The organism is Mesorhizobium sp. M4B.F.Ca.ET.089.01.1.1 (assembly GCF_004022605.1).
GTDB classification, from domain to species: domain Bacteria; phylum Pseudomonadota; class Alphaproteobacteria; order Rhizobiales; family Rhizobiaceae; genus Mesorhizobium; species Mesorhizobium abyssinicae.
In genome coordinates this window covers 1-20,578 of record NZ_RZOS01000025.1, presented here as the reverse complement: position 1 = coordinate 20,578, position 20,578 = coordinate 1, and the positions used below count along the sequence as shown (strand labels likewise).

The window sequence follows — 20,578 nt, the reverse complement described above, 5'->3', positions numbered from 1 at the left end:
AACGAGGCTTGACAGGTCCGTTGCGTCGGACATGAATTTCGCATTGCAAAGTTCTTCCGCAGACGCCTCAAGCACACTGCACTGGCGTCACGTACTACTCAGACGTTGAATGCGGCACCGCACCATCACCTCAGGCGCAACCATGGCACGCGCGCTCCCCGGCGTGGTTGACCCCATCCTGTCCAAACGAGACTGCGACATAAGCGGGACGCACTGACTTAGGTCAGAGACCAGGACGAGCGCGCAACGAAAGAATGATGGATCAGCGACGTGGGATGACAGCTCCTTGCACACCTCAATCCTGACAAAGTACCGGGACCCCCGGCCGCCTTGGTATACCATCTATCCGACTGTGCCAGACTTCTCTGCGGCAGTTGGTGCTGACGATTATGAGGAATGGCTGGGGGGCCTCCCGGCCGACGAATCGGTGTCGCTCTATTTCCACATTCCGTTTTGCCGATCCATGTGCTGGTATTGCGGCTTCCCTACCGCGGTCATCCGTCGCAACGGCCCGATCCTTAATTATTTAGCGGTGCTGCGTCAGGAGATCAGTTTGGTGTCGGAGCAAGTGCGGCAAGGGCTGCCGGTGAGCGATGTGCATTTCGGCGCGGAACGCCTCACCTTATCGGGCCAGCCGAGCACTTGGCGCTGATGGAATTTCTACGCCGCCACTTCGCTTTCAGCAAAACTGCTGCGATCACCGTGGAGATCGATCCCCGAACGTTCACACCGGAAATGGCCGAAGCCTTGGCAGCTAACGGTGTCAACCGCGCGAGCATCGGCGTGCAGAGCTTTGATCCCGATGTGCAAAGGCGATCAATCGGATCCAGAGTAAGGTGCAGACGGCCGCTGCAGTCCAAAATCTCCGCCGGCATGGCGTTGGCCATATCAACTTCGACCTCATCTTCGGTCTACCGAAACAGACTGTGCAGTCCTGCATCCAGACCGCGATGGCTGCGGTCGCCATGCGCCCCAACCGGCTTGCGGTGTTCGGATACGCGCATATTCCTTCCGTGATAAAGAACCAGCGCCTATCGAGCAGGCAGGTCTACCGGACGGCGATCTTCGCGCCGAACAGGCTGCAGCTGTCGCCGAGACACTGGTTGGCGCTGGCTACCGGGAGATCGGGCTCGATCATTTCGCTCCGCCGGACGACGAACTCGCGCTAGCGCAGAAGACCGGGCGCGCCTACGGCGTAATTCGCTGGGATACTCGGCCGATACTTGCAAAACGTGATCGGCTTAGGCGCGTCGGCTATTGGCCGAGTCCGCGAGGGGTATGTTCAGAACGAAGTAACACGGGATTCTTACGCCCGGCACATCGCAAGTGGACGTCTGGCGACATCAAAGGGTCACCGTCTGACCGACGATGACCGGGTGCGCGCAGCGATCATCGAGCGACTGATGTGCGATTTGGAGGCCGACGTGCCGACCATCTGTGCCGCCCACGAAATCGAACCAGCTCGTTTTCTCGATTCAGTTGAGAGTTTGGTGACGCTGGCTGAGGAGGGGATCCTGGACGTCGAAAACGGCTTCATCCGCGTGCGGCCGGAGCACCGCTTTGTTGTTCGCGCCGTTGCTGCTGCATTCGATGCTTTTCTCGCGAATCGATGAGTTGAGGCCACGACTCCGAAGGCATCAGACCTTGTTTGGCGCTCGTCGGCATGGGCTCTCGCAGAAGACTCCGCAAGCGCATGCAGGGGACTTCCACTTGACGCCGCGTTCATCATCATCTCGCCTGGGTGCGCGCGAAAGCGCACAACCCGGAGCACGCTGCTCTCGGTGTGAGGCTGTGCTCTGCAAAGCACCGGTGATCCACCCTGTCCCTGGACAGCAGCTTGATGGCGTCATCTTGGAGGACGAGAAAAGATTGTCGAGGTACGGGTACGAATTGCCTCGGTCGTCCGTTCAATCGAAAGCACTGTCTGCGGAGGCACCTCTCCTTCATGCAGTGACAGGAGATGCTGGGCGACTTCCTTATCTGCTGCGGTGAGTCGATGATTTAGGCGGAGAAAGTCCATCCAGGTGGGGGTGCGGAATGTCTCCGTCCAAAGTGACGGTGTTTGCAGATTTCGCTGGAGCGTCCAGTTTCGTGCACCGGCACGGCTCTGGACGTGTCGCCGCGTGCGCATGGAGCCCAGAAAGGCCTCGATATTTTCCTCCGATATCAAATACTCGACCTTGGCCACGATAGGGCCACTTCTGGGTTTCAGATCGAGAGCCACGTCCGGCGGATGAAAAACTGAACTTTCTTGATCCGTTTCTTCCCAGGGACGGACCGGCAACACGATCCCCGCTGCTGCAACCAGCAACAGAGCGCCTGCGGCGCCCTCCAATGCTAAGGTCAAGGAATAGTTTTGCGCGACAGAACCCCAGATCCAGCTGCCAGCAGCCATACCGCCTGCGCTCAAGGCGTAGTAAATGGAGAGCGTGCGGCCTACAACCCACCTTGGGCTTGCCAACTGCACCGACACGTCAATGCCCGTCCAGGTGATAAGCCAACCCGCTCCGCCGAGCGCCAGCGAAATGGCCGCCACAGGAATCGACGATGTAAGGGCAAGGGAGAGGCAACAGACTGCACAAGCCACAGAGGCGAAGGCCACCAGCCTGTTTTGAGACGTGACCTTCCTCAAGAAGCCGTTGCCCATGCCCGCGATGAAAGCACCCATGCCGAAGCCGGCCAATAAGATACCGTAGACAATTGGCCCACTCTTCAACTGATCCCGGACGACGAGGGGGAGCAACGCCAGAATGGAGATGCTTGCCAATCCGAAAAGAGCGGCTCGGGCGGTCGCTGCCCTGATCTCCAAAGACATCGCAGTAAAGCGCACTCCGTCATGAATTGCCGTCGTCATTCTCTCACGAGGGAGAGGCGAAGAGCGGACCTCCCATTTGGTGCGCCATATCGCGCTTATGGGCGCCAGATCACTCACCGCAGCCAAGGCGAAAGCGGCCAGCGGCCCAAAGACGGCCAGGATCACGCCCCCCAAGGCCGGACCAACGCTGCGCACAATGTTGTATCCGACGGACATAAGCGTCACTGCGGCCGGAATGTCGCGTTTGTGAAGGATATCGCCGACCGAAGCGTGCCAAGCCGGATCATTCAAGGCAAAGCCGCAGCCGGCCAGGAAACCTAACCCGAGAATCAGCCAAGGACTGACAAATCCCAGACCCACAGAAATCATCAGCGTCGTCGACGCCGATGCTATCAGGCAGTGTCCCGCAAACATCACCCACCGGCGGCTGAAGTTGTCGGCAATGGCTCCGGCGAAAACTGAGAGGAAGAACACCGGCAATGTGGATGCGGCCTGGACGAGTGCCACCATGAGGTCGGACGCTGAAATCGTTGCCATAAGCCAACTGATGGCGACCGTTTGCACTAGCCAACCGAGGCTGGAAATCTGGGTGGCCGCCCAAATTGAGCGAAACACCTTGTTTCGAAATGGGGCGAGCGTCTTTGAAACGGGCGGTTGAGGATTTTCGCTCTGCATGAGGTATTGCTGGCCTTCGATGAGCGCTGCGATTTGAGCAAGCGGGTCGATACTTAGACATCGCGGAGCACCGCACGGAACCCAGCTCTATGGAGCTTGCCGGCGACTATTTACGTATTGAGCCATTCTCATAGTCTCATTCATGAGCAGTCCTGTGCGCAAGCATTGCTTTGCTAAATTCCCACCACAAGCGCGCCGCCGCTGAGACCCGCACCCGCTGCCGCCAAGAGGACTTTCTCGCCAGGCCGAAACGGCTGCGCCCGATGGGCCAGCGACAATGAGAGCGGGATCGTCGCGGCGGAAGAGTTGCCATATTCGGCGATCGTCTTGACGATCGAGTGATCAGCGATGCCGAGGTTCCTGCCGACCGCGTCGAAAATGCGCGCATTGGCCTGATGCGGCACGAAACGATCGAGGTCTTGCGGCCTCAGTCGGGCAGCAGTGAGCGCATCTCTCGAGCAGGCGGTCATCATCTCCACGGCCTTGCTGAATACTTCACGGCCGTCAGTGATCGTCATCCGTGTCTGCGCGAGGTCGAGGTCGGCATGGAACGGAGTGTTGCTTCCCCCGGCGGGAATCTGGATTAGCCCGTAGCGCGAGCCGTCGGAATCCACCGAAGCGCCGAGAATGCCTCGATCCGGGTCATCGCAAGGACTGATCACCATGGCGCCGGCGGCATCGGCAAACAGCACGGCGCTGGCGCGCTCGGCCAAATTGATGCGGTGGCTGAGGATGTTGGCGGCGATGACAAGGCTCGCTTTGCCGTGCAGGCGGGTGAACCCGTCGGCGAACATCAGCGCATAGATGAAGCCGGCGCAGGCGCCGGTCAGGTCGATCGCTCCGGCGCGGCCTAGCCCCAGCCGATGTGCGACCAGCGGCGCGCTTGGCGGCAGAAGGTGATCGGGCGTCGACGTGGCGAGCAAGAGTAGACCGACGTCGCCGCGGTCGATACCGGCATTGGTCAGCGCCATGTCGCCGGCAGAGGCGGCAAGGCCCGACAGCGTGTCTTCGTCTGTTGCCCAGAAGCGCGAGCGAATTCCGGTGCGCCGCTCGATCCAGCCGGGCTCAAGCCCGAGCCGGTCTTCGATTTCCGGGTTCTCGACCTTGCGCGCCGGCGCATGATGGCCGAAGCCGAGAACGCGCGACGATAGGTTCATGGCCGCGAGCCGAAGCGTTCGCCGGCCTCCTCTATCGCGTCATAGAGCCCGCCCAATTCGTCGCTGGTGATGCAATAGGGCGGTAGAAGATAGAGGACATTGCCGAGCGGGCGCACAAGTAGCCCCCGCTCAAGGAAAAAAGCGCGCAGTTTTGGCCCGATCTCGGCCAGATAACCGGCTGAGCCGGTGCGTAGGTCGAGTGCCGCGATGGTGCCGGTTGTCCGGCAGTCGGTGAAATATGGATTGACCCGGAAGCGTTGCAGCCCGGCGGCCTGCCTCGCGCTCAAGACCGCGATCCGCTCGGCCACCGGCTCGTCACGCCAGATCTCGACATTGGCAAGTGCTGCCGCGCAGGCGATCGGATTGGCGGTGTAGGAGCTCGAATGGAAAAACGTCTTCTTGCGATCCTCCGAAAAGTGAGCGTGGAAGATGGCATCGGTGGCGATCGTGGCGGCCAGCGGGATGGTACCACCGGTCAGACCTTTCGAGGTGCACAAGATGTCGGGCGAGACGGACGCCTGTTCGCAGGCAAACATGGTTCCGGTGCGCCCCCAGCCGGTCATCACTTCATCGGCGATCAGCAGCGTGCCGGAGGCTTCGGCGATCCTCTTCAATTCGGCAAGAACCCAGGCCGGATACATCAGCATGCCGCCGGCGCCAAGCACCAGCGGCTCGACGATCAGCGCGGCTGCGCGCCGGTCGCGGCTAACGGCCTCGAACCGATCCAGCGTTTCCTGCTCGCGCCCGGCGGCCGGGAAGGGGATGGCGTCGACCTCGAACAGCAAAGGATCATAGGCGGCGTTGAAGACGCCGCGGGCGCCGACGCTCATCGCCCCGATCGTGTCGCCATGATAGCTGTGCTCCATGACGGCGATGCGCGAACGCGGCGCGCCGATGTTGCGGAAATAGCCGAGCGCCATCTTCAGCGCGACTTCGACTGAGGTGGAGCCACTGTCGGAATAGAACACCCGGTCAAGGCCGGCGGGTGCGAGGCCGACAAGCGCCTCGGCCAGGCGCTCGGCCGGCTCGTGGGTGAAGCCCGCGAAGATGATCTGGTCGAGGTTCGACGCGGTCGTCTCGATGGCCTTCATGATGCGGGGGTGGCGATGGCCATGGGTGACGACCCACCAGGAAGAAATCGCATCGAGGATGCGGAAGCCGTCGGCCTTGTGGAGATAGGCGCCTTCAGTCAGCACGATTTCAGGGACCGAGGGCTCTAGCGCGTGCTGCGTGAACGGATGCCAGACTCGAGACTCCGCCATCAGTCGCCTCCGGCAATCATGGCCAGGTCGAAGCCGGAAATCATTGCATCTCTCAACGTTTCACCCGTCAGCGGACCGAGGTGCGGCAGCCTGCCCAGCTGCGGCACGCCGCCGAATTCCACGATTGTCCTTTGTGTATCGGCCACCTCTTCGCCAATGAAGGCAATGCCGATGAGCGGGATGGAGCGGGCTCTCAGGGCCTCGATCGACAACAGCGTATGATTGATGGTGCCAAGCGCGGTGCGGGCGCACAGTATGACCGGCAGCCGCCATTGTTCGAATATGTCAATGAACCTTGTCTGTCGATTGAGCGGCACCATCAGCCCGCCGGCGCCTTCGATGACGAGCGGTGTCGGCAGGACCGGAAATGAAAGATCGTCGGCCTCGATCGCGACGCCGTCGATTTCGGCTGATCGATGCGGCGACAGCGGCATCGTCAGTCGATAGACTTCGGGCAGCACGCGTCCGTCGGGCAAGCCGGAAAGCCGGGCGACGACCTCGCTGTCGGTCTCCTCGTTGAGGCCCGATTGCACCGGCTTCCAGTAGAAGCCGTCGAGCAGCCCGGCAAGTCCGGCCGAAAACACTGTCTTGCCAATTCCAGTGTCTGTTCCGGTGACGACGATGCGTTTGGTCATGCTGTGGCCAACACTCCGACGAGAGCCTCGACCATGGCGGAAATGTCGGCTTCGTCGACGTTGAGAGTCAGCGAAATGCGCAGGCGCGACGTACCCTCAGGCACTGTCGGCGGGCGAATGCCGCGTATGTCGAAGCCGCGTGCCTGCAGTCCTGCCGCCACCGCCATGGTGCGGCTGTTATCGCCGATCACAAGCGGCTGGATCTGCGAACCGCTGGGCATCACGCCGCAGCGTTCGGCCAATTGCCGGCTCGCGAAAGCGACACGCTCGTGCAACTGAGCACGACGCATAGGCTCGTCAGACAGAATAGTCAGCGCCTCACGTGCCGCGACTGCCATCAGCGGCGATGGTGCGGTCGCATAGATGAATGGCCGGCACCGGTTGATAAGATAGTCGCACAGTGTTCGCGGTCCGGTAACGAGCGCGCCGGATGCGCCAAGCGCCTTGCCGCATGTGTGGAGCGTGACGATGTTGTCGCGGCCTTCATACGCGGCGGCCAGTCCCCGGCCGTCCGGTCCCCAGACGCCGGTGGCATGCGCTTCATCGACGACGATGAATGCCTGGTACCGATCAGCCAGCGCGACCAGGCTCTCCATCGGCGCACGGTCGCCATCCATGCTGTAAAGGCTTTCGAAGGCGATCCACACCCGCCCCATGCCGCCTTCGGCGCGCCAGCGGGTGATTGCGTCCTCGACAGCGTCGACGTCGTTGTGCGCGGCCAGCTTGAACTCAGCGCGCCCGGCCTGGGCACCCTCATGCATGCTGGCATGAGCGAGCTCGTCGAGGACCAGCAGGTCGCCTTTCTGCGGCAGGGCCGTCAGCAGAGCGAAGTTGGCGATATAGCCGCTGCCGAAGAACAGTGCACGCTCGGCTCCGAAAAATGCCGCTGCGTCCGCCTCCAGTTGCTCATGTTCCGGTGCATTGCCGCGCAACAGCCGCGATCCGGTGGCGCCCACTGGCGTGCCCCGCGCAATCGCCGTCGAAACCGCATCGCCCAGTCTTTTGGAGGCGGCAAGTCCGATATAGTCGTTCGACGAGAAGTCGAGCCCGGCGCGCGGTGCGAGCGTCCGCAACCGGTCCTTGCGCCCCAGTCCCCGCAAGGTTGCGTCATAGCGGGCAAGAATTGCCTCCTTCATTGCGTGGCGAGTTCCATAGGCTCAATGCCGAGGCGCCGGAACAGAAGGGTATCCTTGTCCTCGCCGGGATTTCCCGCCGTCAGCAGCGTGTCGCCGACAAAGATCGAATTGGCCCCGGCAAAGAAGCACAGCGCCTGCGTTTCGTCGCTCATCGCCGTCCTGCCGGCGGACAGCCTTACATAGGATTTCGGCATCATCACCCGCGCGAGCGCAACGATGCGGACGAAATCGATCGGATCGATGGCGTCGGCCGCGGCAAGCGGCGTGCCTTCGATGGGAATAAGCATGTTGATCGGCACGCTTTCCGGCGGCTCGGGCAGGTTCGCGAGCGTGACCAGCATGTCGATGCGATCGGTCTTTTCTTCTCCCATCCCGACAATGCCGCCGCAGCAGACTTTCATCCCAACCGCGCGCACGTGCCCAAGCGTTTCCAGCCGGTCGGCAAAAGTCCTGGTTGAAATAACCTCGCCATAGTAGCGCTCAGAGGTATCGATGTTGTGGTTATAGTAGTCGAGACCGGCCTGCTTCAGGCGAGCAGCTTGCTCAAGATCGAGCATGCCGAGCGTCATGCAGGTCTCCATGCCGAGGGCCTTGACGCCCTCAATCATGGCGACCACAACCTCCATGTCGCGCTCCTTGGGACTTCGCCACGCCGCGCCCATGCAATAGCGCGTTGCGCCGCCATCACGCGCCTTGGCCGCTTCGTCGATGACATGCTTGACGTTCATCAGCTTCGACGCCTTCACCCCGGTTTCGTAATGCGCAGACTGGCTGCAATAGCCGCAATCTTCGGGGCACCCGCCGGTCTTGATGCTAAGGAGCCGCGACAGCTGCACTCGGTTTCGATCGAAGTTCTGGCGGTGGATCGTCTGAGCTAGGAACAGCAGATCGTTGAATGGCATGCCGTAGATGGCCTCGGCCTCTTTGCGGTTCCATCGCGGAGGCGTTCCATCGACCGATTGCATGGTCTGGTTCACGTCGAACTCCGAGTTCATTCCAATCGTCATCGTCAAACCTTTGTTTGCTAGTCCGGTACGCCTTCTTGGCTTTGGGGCGCACTCGCTAAAGGCGAGCTGCGGCACGTCTTTCCAGCACCTCCTACGCCTGCCGAGCTGATGTTGCTCCTCACGCCGTAATCCTCAGTTCAAGTGCTTGCAGATGTTCTGGTGGTCCGGCATGTCCAGGCCGATGTCGAGGATCGGGGCGCTGTGCGTCAGCCAACCCATGGAGATGAGATCGACACCGGTCGCCGCAATCGCCGCCGCCGTTTTCGGCATCACCCGACCGGACGCCTCGGTGATCGTACGGCCATCCACTATAGAAACCGCGCGGGCAAGATCCTCGACCGACATATTGTCGAGCAGCACCGCGTCAACACCAATCGCGAGCGCTGCATCGAGCTGCTTCAGCGTGTCGACCTCGACCTCGACCTTCACCATATGCCCTGCTGCGGCGCGCGCCCGCTCTATTGCTGTGCGGATATCGCCGGCGATCGCGATGTGGTTGTCCTTTATGAGCACGCCGTCATCGAGGCCGAACCGGTGATTGGCACCGCCGCCGACGCGCACGGCGTATTTCTCCAATGCCCGCAGCCCGGGCGTCGTCTTTCGCGTCGATACAATCCTCGCCTTGTGACCGCGCACGGCCTCAACCATGGCCGCTGTGGCAGTGGCAATGCCGCTCAGCCGGCATAAGAAATTGAGGGCCGTGCGTTCGGCCGTGAGCAGGCCTCGTGCGGGTCCGGACAATCTTGCAATGGTTTCCCCGGCCCCAACCTCGCTGCCATCAGGGCGCCAGATCTGGATGTTGATCGCCGGTTCCACGAGAAGGAAGGCATACGAGACCAGATCGAGCCCGGCAACGACGCCCGCCTGCCTCGCTTTGAGCACCAACGTGGCAGTGCAATCATACGGGATAACCGCATCGGTGGTCAGGTCGCCGGATCTGCCCAGGTCTTCGAGGAGCGCAACGCGCACAATCGGTTCGATCAGGGTCGCGGGGAGGGGGGAGAATGAAGTCATATCAAGTGCTCCGTATGGTAGCCCGGCAATCGAGTGCGGCCGCGGCCCGCATTGCGCTGTGCAGTGTCAGCCGTGATGGGCGCACGTTGGCATCGTGGAGCGGGAAATCGGACCGACAGTGCGCGCCTCGACTCTCTTCCCGCCTCAGGGCCGCCGCGGCGATCATCAGTGAGACCAAAGCCGGACCAGAGGCAGCGACACTATTGGCTGCGATCGGCAGCAGGGTCGCCACCGCTTCGCGCATTGCCTCGCCGTCGCGGATGATACCCAGGGCGGCGGAGACAATCGGGCGGACCACGGAAGCGTCTGGTCGTGGAGGGACGAATGTGGAGCATCTGCGCGGTCGCCGGGTATACGACGTGCCGGCAACGCTTTCGGCAACCCAGCTCGCGGTGACCGCCGCTTCGGTGAGCGAGTTGCTGGCCAGGCGGTTGGCGCCGTGCAGGCCGGTACAGGCCACCTCACCGCAGGCCCACAATCCCTCGATGGAGCTGCGGCCGGCGCTGTCTACGGCGACGCCGCCCATGTGATAATGTGCCGCCGGGCGCACCGGGATCAGGTCGGTCGCGGGGTCGATTCCTGCGCTCCGGCACAATTCGGCGATGCCTGGAAAACGCTTGCCAAATCTCGGGCCGAGACTTTGCCGTGCGTCCAGGAATACGCGGCGTCCAACGGCAAGCTGGTGCCAAATGGCGCGCGCTACGACGTCGCGAGGCGCAAGTTCACCGCCAGGTGTGTCGGCGAGGAAGCGCTCTCCTCGCTCATCGATGAGCACCGCGCCTTCGCCACGCACGGCTTCGCTCACCAGCGGCATCGGCCGGCGCGGACCGTCGAGCGCAGTTGGATGGAACTGTATGAATTCCAAGTCGGCGAGTTCCGCCCCCGCCCATGCGGCGAGCGCCAGCCCGTGACCCCATGAGCCAGCGGGGTTTGTCGTGTCGCAAAACAGCCCGCCGACGCCGCCGGTCGCCAGCACCGCGCGACGCGTGGGCAGAGCGAGCGCGCCGGCTCGTCCTGCTGCGACCACGGCGATGACCGACCCGTCCTGCACGACCAGCCGGCGGACCTCCACATTTTCGATAATGGTGATCGAGGCTGTACGCCGAACCGCGGCGACGAGCGCGCGCACCAACTCGCGACCGGTGGCGTCGCCGGCTGCATGCACAATTCGCCGTCGCGAGTGTGCCGCCTCGAGCCCAAGTCGCAACGCGCGGTCAGGGTGCTGGTCGAAGTCGACGCCGAACCTTTGGATCGTCCTAATCGCTTCGGGTGCAGCTCGTACCACTCGCCGCACCGTGGCCTCATCGCAGAGTCCGTCGCCGGCAGCTATCGTGTCGCAAAGGTGAAAATCTGGGCCGTCGTCGCCCCCGAGACTTGCCGCAAGACCGCCCTGGGCAAGTTCACTGCAGGCTCCGGTTCCAAGCGGCGCGTTGGTCAAAAGCACGACCGGTTCCGGCGCCAGATGAAGCGCCGTCATCAGGCCGGCAATGCCGCCGCCGATGACGACCGGCGCCCCGGCGATGTCGCGAACCTCCAGACTCATAGGGAAAGCATGCGCTCGACCGCGCGGCGGGCGGGGCCGGCAATTTCGGGATCAATCCGGACCTCATGCCGGTTCTGCTCGAGTGCGGCGCGAATGTTGGCCAGGTTGATGCGCTTCATGTGCGGGCACAGATTGCATGGGCGAACGAACTCGACGTCGGGATGCGCGACCGCGACGTTGTCGCTCATCGAACATTCGGTCAGAAGGACGACACGCGTCGGTTTCTCACGCTCGACATAATCCGACATCGCCGCGGTCGAGCCGGAGAACTCCGCCTCCGCGACAACGTCTGGTGGGCATTCTGGATGGGCCAGCACGATGACGCCTGGATGGGCATCGCGCAGTTCCCGAATGTCTGCTGCGGTGAAGCGCTCATGCACCTCGCAATGGCCTTTCCAGGCGATGATCTCGACGTCTGTATCGGCTGCCACGTTCCTCGCCAGATATTCGTCCGGGAGCATCAGCACACGCGCCACGCCAAGCGATTCCACCACCGCCTTGGCGTTGCCGGACGTGCAGCAGATGTCGGACTCCGCTTTTACGGCGGCGGAAGTGTTGACGTAAGTAACAACGGGGACCCCCGGATACCGCAGCCGCATTAGCCGCACGTCGTTTGCCGTGATCGATTCGGCCAGCGAGCAGCCGGCGCGGAGATCCGGGATGAGCACGGTCTTGTTCGGATTGAGCAGTTTTGCCGTCTCGGCCATGAAATGAACGCCGGCAACCACGATGATGTCGGCGTCGACCGTCACCGCCTTGTGGGCCAACGCCAGGCTGTCGCCGACGATGTCTGCCACGCAATGAAAAATTTCGGGCGTCTGGTAATTGTGCGCCAGCACCACCGCATTGCGCTCACGCTTCAGCGCTAAGATGGCTTCAATATCGCCGGCGAACGCGAGCCATTCAACGGGTGGGATCACCCGCCGGACACGCTCATACAGGGACGCAGCCATAGGTAACGCCCCAGTCATTGGCGCCTCGATTATATTCGGTTTGACAATAAGGGAATATATCTACCTTGACTATAAGTATGTCAAGCCCGCGCCAGCGGTAATTTTGTCCCGGCGATAGCCCTGTCGTCGAGGACGGCATGCCGGAAGCGATAAAGCTTCGCCGGTCGGCCGCCCGTGTCGAGGGAGGTCTCCCCGGTCTCCTCAACAAGTTCCTGCTGCTCGACCAATCTCCGGAAGTTCGGCTTGTTGATCAGCCTGCCAGCCAAAGCTTCCACGGTTCGCTGCAGTTGCAGCAGCGTGAAGGAAGGCCGCATAAGCTCGAACACGACCGGCCGGTATTTGATCTTCGAACGCAGCCGCGCGATCCCGGTTGCCAGAATACGACGGTGGTCAGCGACCATTGGTTTGCCAGCCGCGGCCGCAATCGCGTCCCTGCCGCCACCGGCCTCCTCAATCAGACCAGCTTCATAGAGCAACTCGTAGCGTTGGAGCGTGAGTTCCTCGTTCCAATGGCGGTCGTCGAAGCCGAAGGCTATCGCAGCGCGCTGCCGGCGCTCGCGTTGAGTGGTCGGCTCGCTGGCGCCGCCGGCCCACTCAATCAGGCGGGGCCGCAATCTATCGAGCAGCACAGGCGGCGTGCCGAAGCGGTGGTCCTCCCAGGGAAAATATTCGTACCAACTTTGCCAGCCGCACGCGGCCGAGTTCGTTGCCTGTTCCTTCCTGGTCAATGCGAGATAGCTGATTGAGATGACGCGCTGGTGGCGCTCAGTGCCGATGCGATCGCGATCGGCGAAGGTGTAGAGTTGCTCGATGTATCCAAGTGCATGGCCGGTCTGCTGCTCCACCCACCCCCTCAAACCCGACTGCAGTGATCGATGCTCAAGGGCAAAAGGTCCAGAAGGGAGGGTGTCCGCATGACCGACTGTGAGGACACAGGGCTCACTGTCGTTTACGGCGACCACGACGGCAGTCAGGTCCACTTTGGCTTCGTCAGCTTTGACGGCGGCTTTGCCTTTCTTGGTTCTTCTTGTCTGAGGATCCATGTTTGCGAAAGCGGGTTGGCCCAACGGAGCGCCTTAATCGATTGAATGTAACCTTGGAAGCCAGCACGTCAACACCAGAGTACTCAAGCGCTGTTTTTAGCTCTTCGCAGTCGCACAAAAATATGCCAAACGCGACACCCGCTGTTGGTAACGTAAGGGAAGGGGCCTCGGTTGAGCGCGGCTGGTGAGATAAAAGGGATGACTCCTCCAGATATTCGATCGCGAAAAGGCCAGACGCCACTTGTATGCTTGACGGCCTACACCACGCCGGTCGCGAGGCTGCTCGATCGCCACTGCGACATCGTTCTTGTCGGCGACAGCGTCGGCATGGTGCTGCACGGCCTGTCGTCGACGCTGGGGGTCACGCTCGACATGATGATCATGCACGGACAGGCCGTTCGCCGCGGCCTTGAACACGCGCTGATGGTCGTCGACCTGCCCTTCGGTTCCTACGAGGAAAGCCCAGAGCACGCTTTCGGCAACGCTGCGCGCGTGATGGGTGAGACCGGTTGTTCAGCGGTAAAGATCGAGGGCGGCGAGACCATCTCGGAAACCATCCGCTTCCTTACCGCGCGCGGCGTACCTGTCATGGCCCATGTGGGCCTGACGCCGCAGGCGGTAAACACGTTTGGAGGCTATCGTGTGCAGGGCCGGGGAGCCGATGCAGAGCGGATCAGGCGCGACGCCAGGGCGGTAACCGAAGCGGGCGCCTTCTCCTTGGTGCTGGAAAAGATACCGGAGCAGCTTGCACGGCAGATAACCGCCGATATCGACATACCCACAATCGGCATCGGTGCCTCGCCAGCTTGCGACGGCCAGATTCTGGTGAGCCACGATATGCTCGGGCTCTTCACCTCATTTCGGCCGAAGTTCGTCAAACGCTATGCCGAGCTCGGTGAGCAGGCTGAGGCGGCAATCGCCGCTTACGCCACCGATGTGCGGAACCGGCACTTTCCGGCGGTCGAACATCTCTATGTCAACGCCTTGAAGGCCGGTGACTTCACATGAGCGTGCCGATCGCTCGAACCGTGAGCGAGCTGCGCGGCGTCGTTGCGCAATGGCGTCGCTCGGGTGCCACGATCGGTATTGTGCCGACCATGGGAGCCTTGCACGACGGGCATCTGAGCCTCGTGCGGAAGGCGCTCGAAAGGGCCGAGCGGGTGATCGTGACGCTGTTCGTAAACCCCAAGCAGTTCAACAGCCCCGCCGACCTGATTGCCTACCCTCGGACGGAAAGCGACGATGCTGCCAAGCTCGCTCTGCTGGGCACGCATCTGCTCTATGTGCCGGACACAGAGGAAATGTACCAGGTGGGCTTCGCCACGGCCGTTTCAGTGTCCGGCATCAGCGAATGCCTTTGCGGCGCATTCCGGCCCGGCCATTTCAATGGCGTGGCGACGGTCGTGGCCAAGCTCTTCCTGCAGGCCGGCGCTGACTTCGCCTTTTTTGGCGAAAAGGATTTTCAGCAACTTCAGCTTGTCAGGCGCTTGGTCCGGGATCTCGACATTCCGATCACTATTGTGCCCTGTCCGACAGTCCGCGAAGCCGATGGTCTTGCGCTATCGTCGCGTAACGTGCGGCTCTCCCCAGCCCAACGCGCCATTGCCCCAAAACTAGCATCGGTCCTGCTCGATACGGCCGAGCGGCTTGCACGCGGCTCCCCCATCCTGCCTACGCTTGATGAAGCGCGTGCAGCAATTCTGGCTGCCGGCTATCGCGAGCTCGAATACCTGGAGCTGCGCGGAGAAACAGACCTGCAATCGTTAGCAAGCCTTGACCGACCGGCACGCTTGCTTGCTGCGGCTTGGCTTGGCGACACGCGGCTCATCGATAACGTCGCAATATCACCCATCGGTAGTTGGTCAGGTGGGCGGAGCTCTCTCCAATCGGAAGCAGCACAGCAATTGCGGTGATGACGGCGGCGCGTCGTATGCCCTGCAGGGACAGGCCATCATTTAGAACCACGTCTCCGTCGGCTTCCAGCAACCTCCGCGAGGTACGCTAAGCGCAGATGCATCGCGTATTTGAAACCTTGGTCGAGCAACTCTCTGCAAGCGTCGATGCCGTCGATCTCCATGAGGCAATGGCGTCCGCCGCAGCCGGGTTCGACTTTCCGCTCTTCGCTTATTTCACCTACCCATCCGCTTCCGGCGACAGGCCGCGATTGATCTCGAATTATCCATCATCATGGACATCACATTACCTGCAACAGCGCTACCACAGCGTGGATCCCGTGATCCTGCGGGGACTGCGGGGCTGGGATACCTTCGACTGGGGTGTGGACCGCGATCACCGTTATTTGCCGACCTCTCAGCAGGAAGTCCTGGAAAAAGCAGCTGAGTTCGGCATTCGCGGCGGACTGACCATGTCGATGCATGATCATCGCGGCCGGTTCGCCGCACTGACCTTCGCCTCCAACGAGGCGCATCCGCCATTTCTGAGGTCGCTGACGCGCTACGAAAAAGCAATGCAACTGGTTGCGATCAACGTTCATATCCATGCCCGGCGCAGGCTCGCCGAAGATTGCGTGGTAGATGGCATAACGCTCACCCGGCGGGAGTTCGAGTGCCTGAAATGGGCGGCGTGCGGCAAGTCGGCCTGGGATATCAGCCAGATTCTCGGTGTCTCGAAACGCACCGTGACCTTCCATCAGGAAAACGCCAAGGCGAAGCTTGGCGTGCGAACCATCAACCAGGCCGTAGTGCGGATGGCTGCTCGGGCGAGATCCTGATCCTCTCCAAGTCTAGCTGTAAAGGTCTACAGGCTGCATTCATGACGGCTTTGCCCTTCGATTGCGTGGACACATCCCGCACGGAGACGACAATGATGCAGCTGATAACACCCGACTGCTACGCCGAGTTTGCGAGCGAACTCAAGGAAATGCACGGACTTAGGTATCGGGTTTTCAAGAAGCGGCTCGATTGGGAAGTGCAGACCGAAGGCGAAATGGAAACGGACCCGTTTGACAGCCTGAACCCCGTCTACCTGCTTCTCAAGGGGTCCGATTGGCGAACTTGCGGCTGCGTCCGCCTTTTGCCGACCACCGGACCGACAATGTTGCGCGATACGTTTCCGACGCTGCTGGATGAGATGGTGGTCCCTGCGAGTGCCGATATCTGGGAGAGTAGTCGTTTCGCGCTCGATCTCCCTGCGACAGCGCCGAAGGCAGCTGGCGGCCTGGCCCAAGCAACCTACGAGCTCTTCGCGGGGATCATCGAATTCGGCTTGGCCAACAATCTCTCCGGGATCGTAACGGTGACAGATACGCGCATCGAAAGGATCCTTCGTCTCGCCACCTGGCCGTTGTCACGTATCGGACAGCCCAAGCAGGTCGGCAACACCGAGGCAGTCGCCGGCTTCCTCGATATTTCCTACGCCAGTCTCTTGCGCATCCGCTGGAGGGGACGCCTCAACGGGCCGGTGTTGTGGCAACCAGTTCTCATCCAATCGGCATAGCGCCTGCGGATGCTCAGCCGTGACTTGAGTTAAGTCTGCTCACGGCCGCCACCGCCGCCGTGAGGGTGAGCGGACCCGCCCCCACGAGCTTTCGACTGTTCCGGTCGATTGGCTCGCGCGGCCGGACTTTGGATTTCCGTAGGCGCAACCCGCAGTCCAGCGTGAGCACGCCAAAATGGCGCCCCTCCGCTTCGTCCAAAGAAGCCAACGTGGCTTCTGAGGTCGTCTTAGAATATTGGACCGGCCGCCGTGAGCGATCGCAACCTCAAACCTTTGCCGGTATGCCGGTTTGGCCGGACCGTCGGCCAGTCGGAGCAGTCCCCTGATAAGGACCCGAGCTGACGCGCGGTCCAACAGCGCCCGAGCCTATGCTTTGTGCATTACCGTTCGGTTGGCCATGTCGTCCAAGACCGCATGAAGAAGGCTTCCAACCTCCTGCGCAGCGAGCTCTGGCGCAATTCCTACATCGGACAATTGAATGAGCATTTTCTTGGCAGCACAGCGCCAGAACGCACTCGCCGCCTCGCCGTTCTTGGTCTCGAGGGCCTGGGCGATACTTTCGACCAATATACGTCGCCGATGCAGCGGAAATACGCAAATGTTTGATTCATGCATCAATCACCTCACAGATTCAGTTCCACAAAGAAAAACACCGGCGTCTTCAAAAGAGCCCCGCTAGCGCGGTGACGGTTCGCGGCGACATGACGAGTTCCACTTCCCCATCGACAAGCTATTGGGAGATGAGCCGCCGGACCGCATATCCGGGACCGCACATAAGGTGAACCACCATTGCTCATCCGGCTGCATTTTCCTGGGCCGTTCGACGAGGCGTTCCAGCCGAATTGACGTCCAATGACTTGATCTCTGAAAGGGCAGGGCGGTACGAATCACCCGATTGTTCCGCTGCTTACATTCCTGCGAGCTTGTGTATGAACGATTAAAGCGTGCCCGAGCCGTTCTTGGTGGCCGCCGCAGAAGGGAATCATGTCATCCGCTGCCTATCGTAGGCGGCGCGACTTCTAGCATGACTGCACTGCCCCGACAGGGCTTTGCAATCGCGCGTTTCGAAGCCTATGCTTTGGCATCGGCCGGCATTTACTTCGGTGCAGCCGACAGTAAGACGTACGCGCTCTTGCCCCGTTGGAAGAGAGCCTTGCCCGATCCCTCTTTCGCGACCAGGTGCTGAAGCCCTCACCCCGCAGGACTTCGCGCTTTTGCGACCATCGCTGCATCACGTCGAACCGGGCATCAAGGACCAGTTGGAGGTCGCGCATCAGCCGATCAAGAACGTATATTTTCCCGAGAGGGGCATCGCGTCGGTGGTCGCCACCATGACCGGCGGGCGGCAAGGTGAAGTCGGCATTGTCGGCTATGACGGGATGAAAGGAATTGCCGTCATTCTCGGAAAGGAAAGCACTACCTGGCGCCTGCCGGTTGAAAACCTTCGCCCTGCGATTAGCCCGTCGCTTCGCACCTCAGTGCTGGATTATGCCCACGCGTTCCTCGTCCAATCATGCCGGACGGCACTGGTCAATGGCCACTCCAAGATCGAAGAACGGCTGGCCCGCTGGCAGCTGATGGTCCACGACCGTGCGGAAGGAGATAAGATCCTCCCGACGCATGAATTTCTGGCGACCATGCTCGCGCCCACCGCCCGGGGTCACCACGGCCCTGCAAATGCTTGAGTATCGAGGACTGGTGCACGCCAAGCGCGGCGAGATCACGATCATCGACCGTGCCGGATTGATAAAGCTCACACATGGCGCTTATGACAAGGAGGAGCAGCGTTATTTCGGCCTGGCCGCTGCCTGAAGCATGTCGGTTGAAACGGGTTCAGCCGACGTCTCCTTGCCCCTCACCAGGTCGCCCAAAAGCATCAGCGGTTTTGAACGAATCGCAGCTATTGTCCGCAATCGGACATAGGCTTGAAGGCGGTCGAATTCGTGCCATAAGTCGGGTTGGTCAGGGTTCAGGGAGGAATTCGTCATGACCAATTCGTTTCACACCGTCACCGTCGAAAAAGCCGCAGAAGCCTATGTCCTTTCCAGGGGAAGGGTCCGCTTTCTCTCCATGGCGCAGGCGATCCGCGCCATCCGAACACTAATGCCGGCATGCAAGGCCACCGACCGCGAGTTGGAGGAACTGTTGGCGGCCGCTTCCTTCGTTCATGGCGTGCCCGTCGCCTTCGACACAAAAACAGCCGATGGTGTAGAACCACGGCTGCATTCCTAAGAGGGCATGCCGCGCCATGCAGACTGTCAGAGGGCATTCGTCAGATGGTTGTCCGCTAACTTAACTGCAGAGTCTAAAGGACGTGTTCCAGCATTGCGAACTCACCGATCGCTTTGTTGCCAAAGCTGCCAGCAAGCGATCGCCTCATCCAGCCGTTTGCACCATCTCATCACAGACATCATCGCGATGCTACCTGTCCAGCATATGTCCAGCATTTCGCAAGGCGGCCAGAAGGAGCCTCGCATAGCCTGTGACATCGATCTGGGCCTGCATCGAAAGGGGCATGCTGGTCCAGTTCTCCAACGGTGCAATGAAAGGTGAGAAGGTGCCATTGACTAGGCAACAACAGCTAACAAGGCCCTCTCGGTCCAATGCCACCACACCGATCTTGTCGCCTGGATATCCAATGGCTGCGACTCGCTGGACCTCCAGGTCACCGTCCACCCGCACGTCAAAAAGAAGGCTACCACGGCTCCTCGTGGCTATCTCAGCCGCCTTCTCATCAAAGCTTGAAGAGAGCAAGCGGACGCTTTCCACCGCCATCTGGAAAATCACCAAATCCAGTTCATTCACGGCCATATGGGCATTTCCGCGCAACGGGTGGTGATTGCAATGACACATACTGCTTGTTCACAGATGTCGGTCACGAACGATCATTCGTCGGGTTCCGGTTCCGACCAACGGTGTCGCCACCTGATCGTGCTGCGGTTCGAACCTTCCGAACGCGAGCCGAGCGCGCTATGAGGTTGGAGTCTAGGTCTCGGACCCTGCCTCGCGGCCTTCTCATCTTTGGCAGACCCGTTGCAACGCCGCCGCGATGGCGCAAACGCCAGATGACGCTGATCCATCGCTTGATCGTGAACTGAGCTTCTGAACACCATTGGGACAGCAGGGTGGAAGGGCTTGACCAACGCTGCCCCCGTTTTCCAAGAGGACCCGTCCTCGATTGAATCTTTCGAGCCCCGTGCGGCGCGCAGCCAAATGATGACGATCTGGACTCAGCTCGCAGACCGCAAGGCAAAGAGGGAACCTTCCAGGCAGCCAAGCTGCTCGACGCAAAGAGCGGCCTTTGGAGTTCCCAAGAATCGACCCTTCCATAGTTGCGACAGGCAACCACTGCACGAGTGTGGGAGAGCGAATCGCAAGCATTGCGTGAGGTCCTGCGCGTTTTCCCCTCTTTGCTATTTGGCACATCGTTTGCGCCGAAGTGGGCGCAGCGTTCGACCGGAGCACTGCATGGGAGAGGGAGGAGCCCCACCCCGATCCGGTCAAGGAGAGAGACGGTGTTGGTTCCAAGAGTTCCCCGCGCGATCGCAGCGCCCCGCAAGCGCCATTTTGCCCGGACCTACGTGCAGGTACTTGCCGCCATAATCCTGGGTGCCGCAATCGGCTATTTCCATTTGGAGACCGGCCACAGCCTGAAGCCGCTCGGCGATGCCTTCGTCGATGTCGTCAAGATAATCACCGTACCTGTCATCTTCCTGACAATGGCGACCGGCATTGCCGGCATGAGCGATCTGCAGAAGGTCGGCCGAGTTGCCGCCAAGGCGATGGTCTATTTTCTCACCTTTTCGACGCTCGCTTTTGTTGTCGGGCTGATTGTCGCGAATATCGTTCAGCCTGGCGCCGGCCTCAACATCGATCCGGCCT

At 61.1% G+C, this 20,578-nt stretch carries 19 protein-coding genes and 1 pseudogene; 8 read left to right on the top strand and 12 right to left on the bottom strand.

Going from position 1 to position 20,578, the window contains the following annotated elements:
- The first annotated feature begins 286 nt into the window (after positions 1-286).
- Positions 287-1,613 (top strand): annotated as a pseudogene (gene hemN / locus EN780_RS04635) (oxygen-independent coproporphyrinogen III oxidase).
- A gap of 233 nt (positions 1,614-1,846) precedes the next feature.
- Here the strand turns inward: hemN and EN780_RS04630 are convergent.
- From EN780_RS04630 to EN780_RS04585, 10 genes are all read right to left on the bottom strand, one after another.
- On the bottom strand, positions 1,847-3,490 hold the full coding sequence (locus EN780_RS04630) for an MFS transporter (RefSeq protein ID WP_126063923.1): 1,644 nt from the start codon (positions 3,488-3,490) through the stop codon (positions 1,847-1,849).
- A 173-nt stretch (positions 3,491-3,663) separates the two neighbouring features.
- Positions 3,664-4,647, bottom strand: a complete 984-nt coding sequence (locus EN780_RS04625) for a beta-ketoacyl-ACP synthase III (RefSeq protein WP_126063924.1) — start codon at positions 4,645-4,647, stop codon at positions 3,664-3,666.
- A complete protein-coding gene (locus EN780_RS04620; RefSeq protein ID WP_128272366.1) occupies positions 4,644-5,909 on the bottom strand; it encodes an adenosylmethionine--8-amino-7-oxononanoate transaminase in 1,266 nt (421 codons plus the stop codon). The genes EN780_RS04625 and EN780_RS04620 overlap by 4 nt, the downstream gene beginning before the upstream one ends.
- Complete coding sequence (bioD, locus tag EN780_RS04615) at positions 5,909-6,544, bottom strand: dethiobiotin synthase (RefSeq protein ID WP_063169254.1); 636 nt, start codon at positions 6,542-6,544, stop codon at positions 5,909-5,911. Before bioD ends, EN780_RS04620 begins: the two co-directional genes overlap by 1 nt.
- Positions 6,541-7,680: an 8-amino-7-oxononanoate synthase gene (locus EN780_RS04610; protein ID WP_024505572.1), complete on the bottom strand. Its 1,140-nt coding sequence runs from the start codon at positions 7,678-7,680 to the stop codon at positions 6,541-6,543. Before EN780_RS04610 ends, bioD begins: the two co-directional genes overlap by 4 nt.
- The gene (gene bioB / locus EN780_RS04605) at positions 7,677-8,645 is read right to left on the bottom strand and encodes a biotin synthase BioB (protein WP_245499876.1); all 969 of its coding nucleotides are present in this window, start codon (positions 8,643-8,645) and stop codon (positions 7,677-7,679) included. The genes EN780_RS04610 and bioB overlap by 4 nt, the downstream gene beginning before the upstream one ends.
- A gap of 174 nt (positions 8,646-8,819) precedes the next feature.
- On the bottom strand, positions 8,820-9,701 hold the full coding sequence (gene nadC / locus EN780_RS04600) for a carboxylating nicotinate-nucleotide diphosphorylase (RefSeq protein ID WP_024505570.1): 882 nt from the start codon (positions 9,699-9,701) through the stop codon (positions 8,820-8,822).
- 1 nt (position 9,702) lies between these two features.
- Positions 9,703-11,244: an L-aspartate oxidase gene (locus tag EN780_RS04595; RefSeq protein WP_024505569.1), complete on the bottom strand. Its 1,542-nt coding sequence runs from the start codon at positions 11,242-11,244 to the stop codon at positions 9,703-9,705.
- The gene (gene nadA / locus EN780_RS04590; protein ID WP_126063925.1) at positions 11,241-12,215 is read right to left on the bottom strand and encodes a quinolinate synthase NadA; all 975 of its coding nucleotides are present in this window, start codon (positions 12,213-12,215) and stop codon (positions 11,241-11,243) included. Before nadA ends, EN780_RS04595 begins: the two co-directional genes overlap by 4 nt.
- Before the next feature lie 62 nt (positions 12,216-12,277).
- Complete coding sequence (locus EN780_RS04585) at positions 12,278-13,240, bottom strand: hypothetical protein (protein ID WP_126063926.1); 963 nt, start codon at positions 13,238-13,240, stop codon at positions 12,278-12,280.
- Positions 13,241-13,411: 171 nt separating this feature from the next.
- On the opposite strand from EN780_RS04585, the gene panB reads away from it, so the two are divergent.
- The 4 genes from panB to EN780_RS04565 all read left to right on the top strand — a co-directional run bounded on the left by panB (position 13,412) and on the right by EN780_RS04565 (position 16,696).
- Positions 13,412-14,248 (top strand): 3-methyl-2-oxobutanoate hydroxymethyltransferase, encoded by an 837-nt coding sequence (gene panB / locus EN780_RS04580; protein ID WP_126063927.1) that lies wholly within the window; start codon positions 13,412-13,414, stop codon positions 14,246-14,248.
- Positions 14,245-15,153, top strand: a complete 909-nt coding sequence (panC, locus tag EN780_RS04575; protein WP_024505565.1) for a pantoate--beta-alanine ligase — start codon at positions 14,245-14,247, stop codon at positions 15,151-15,153. The genes panB and panC overlap by 4 nt, the downstream gene beginning before the upstream one ends.
- A 98-nt stretch (positions 15,154-15,251) precedes the next feature.
- Positions 15,252-15,971 (top strand): LuxR family transcriptional regulator, encoded by a 720-nt coding sequence (locus EN780_RS04570; RefSeq protein ID WP_126057768.1) that lies wholly within the window; start codon positions 15,252-15,254, stop codon positions 15,969-15,971.
- A gap of 92 nt (positions 15,972-16,063) precedes the next feature.
- Positions 16,064-16,696 (top strand): acyl-homoserine-lactone synthase, encoded by a 633-nt coding sequence (locus tag EN780_RS04565; protein WP_126057769.1) that lies wholly within the window; start codon positions 16,064-16,066, stop codon positions 16,694-16,696.
- A 366-nt stretch (positions 16,697-17,062) separates the two neighbouring features.
- Here the strand turns inward: EN780_RS04565 and EN780_RS40410 are convergent, their stop codons facing one another.
- Positions 17,063-17,311 carry a DUF6074 family protein gene (locus EN780_RS40410; protein ID WP_063169245.1) on the bottom strand — a complete coding sequence of 83 codons (249 nt, stop codon included), beginning with the start codon at positions 17,309-17,311 and terminating at the stop codon, positions 17,063-17,065.
- Between the two features lie 599 nt (positions 17,312-17,910).
- On the opposite strand from EN780_RS40410, the gene EN780_RS04555 reads away from it, so the two are divergent.
- A complete protein-coding gene (locus EN780_RS04555) occupies positions 17,911-18,381 on the top strand; it encodes a hypothetical protein (RefSeq protein ID WP_245454734.1) in 471 nt (156 codons plus the stop codon).
- Between the two features lie 301 nt (positions 18,382-18,682).
- Complete coding sequence (locus EN780_RS04550; protein ID WP_063169243.1) at positions 18,683-18,928, top strand: hypothetical protein; 246 nt, start codon at positions 18,683-18,685, stop codon at positions 18,926-18,928.
- A 189-nt stretch (positions 18,929-19,117) separates the two neighbouring features.
- Here the strand turns inward: EN780_RS04550 and EN780_RS04545 are convergent, their stop codons facing one another.
- Positions 19,118-19,507 (bottom strand): hypothetical protein, encoded by a 390-nt coding sequence (locus EN780_RS04545; protein ID WP_024505560.1) that lies wholly within the window; start codon positions 19,505-19,507, stop codon positions 19,118-19,120.
- 707 nt (positions 19,508-20,214) lie between these two features.
- Between EN780_RS04545 and EN780_RS04540 the strand changes: the two genes are divergently transcribed.
- A partial coding sequence (locus EN780_RS04540; RefSeq protein WP_245499875.1) for a cation:dicarboxylase symporter family transporter occupies positions 20,215-20,578 on the top strand: 364 nt, incomplete at its 3' end.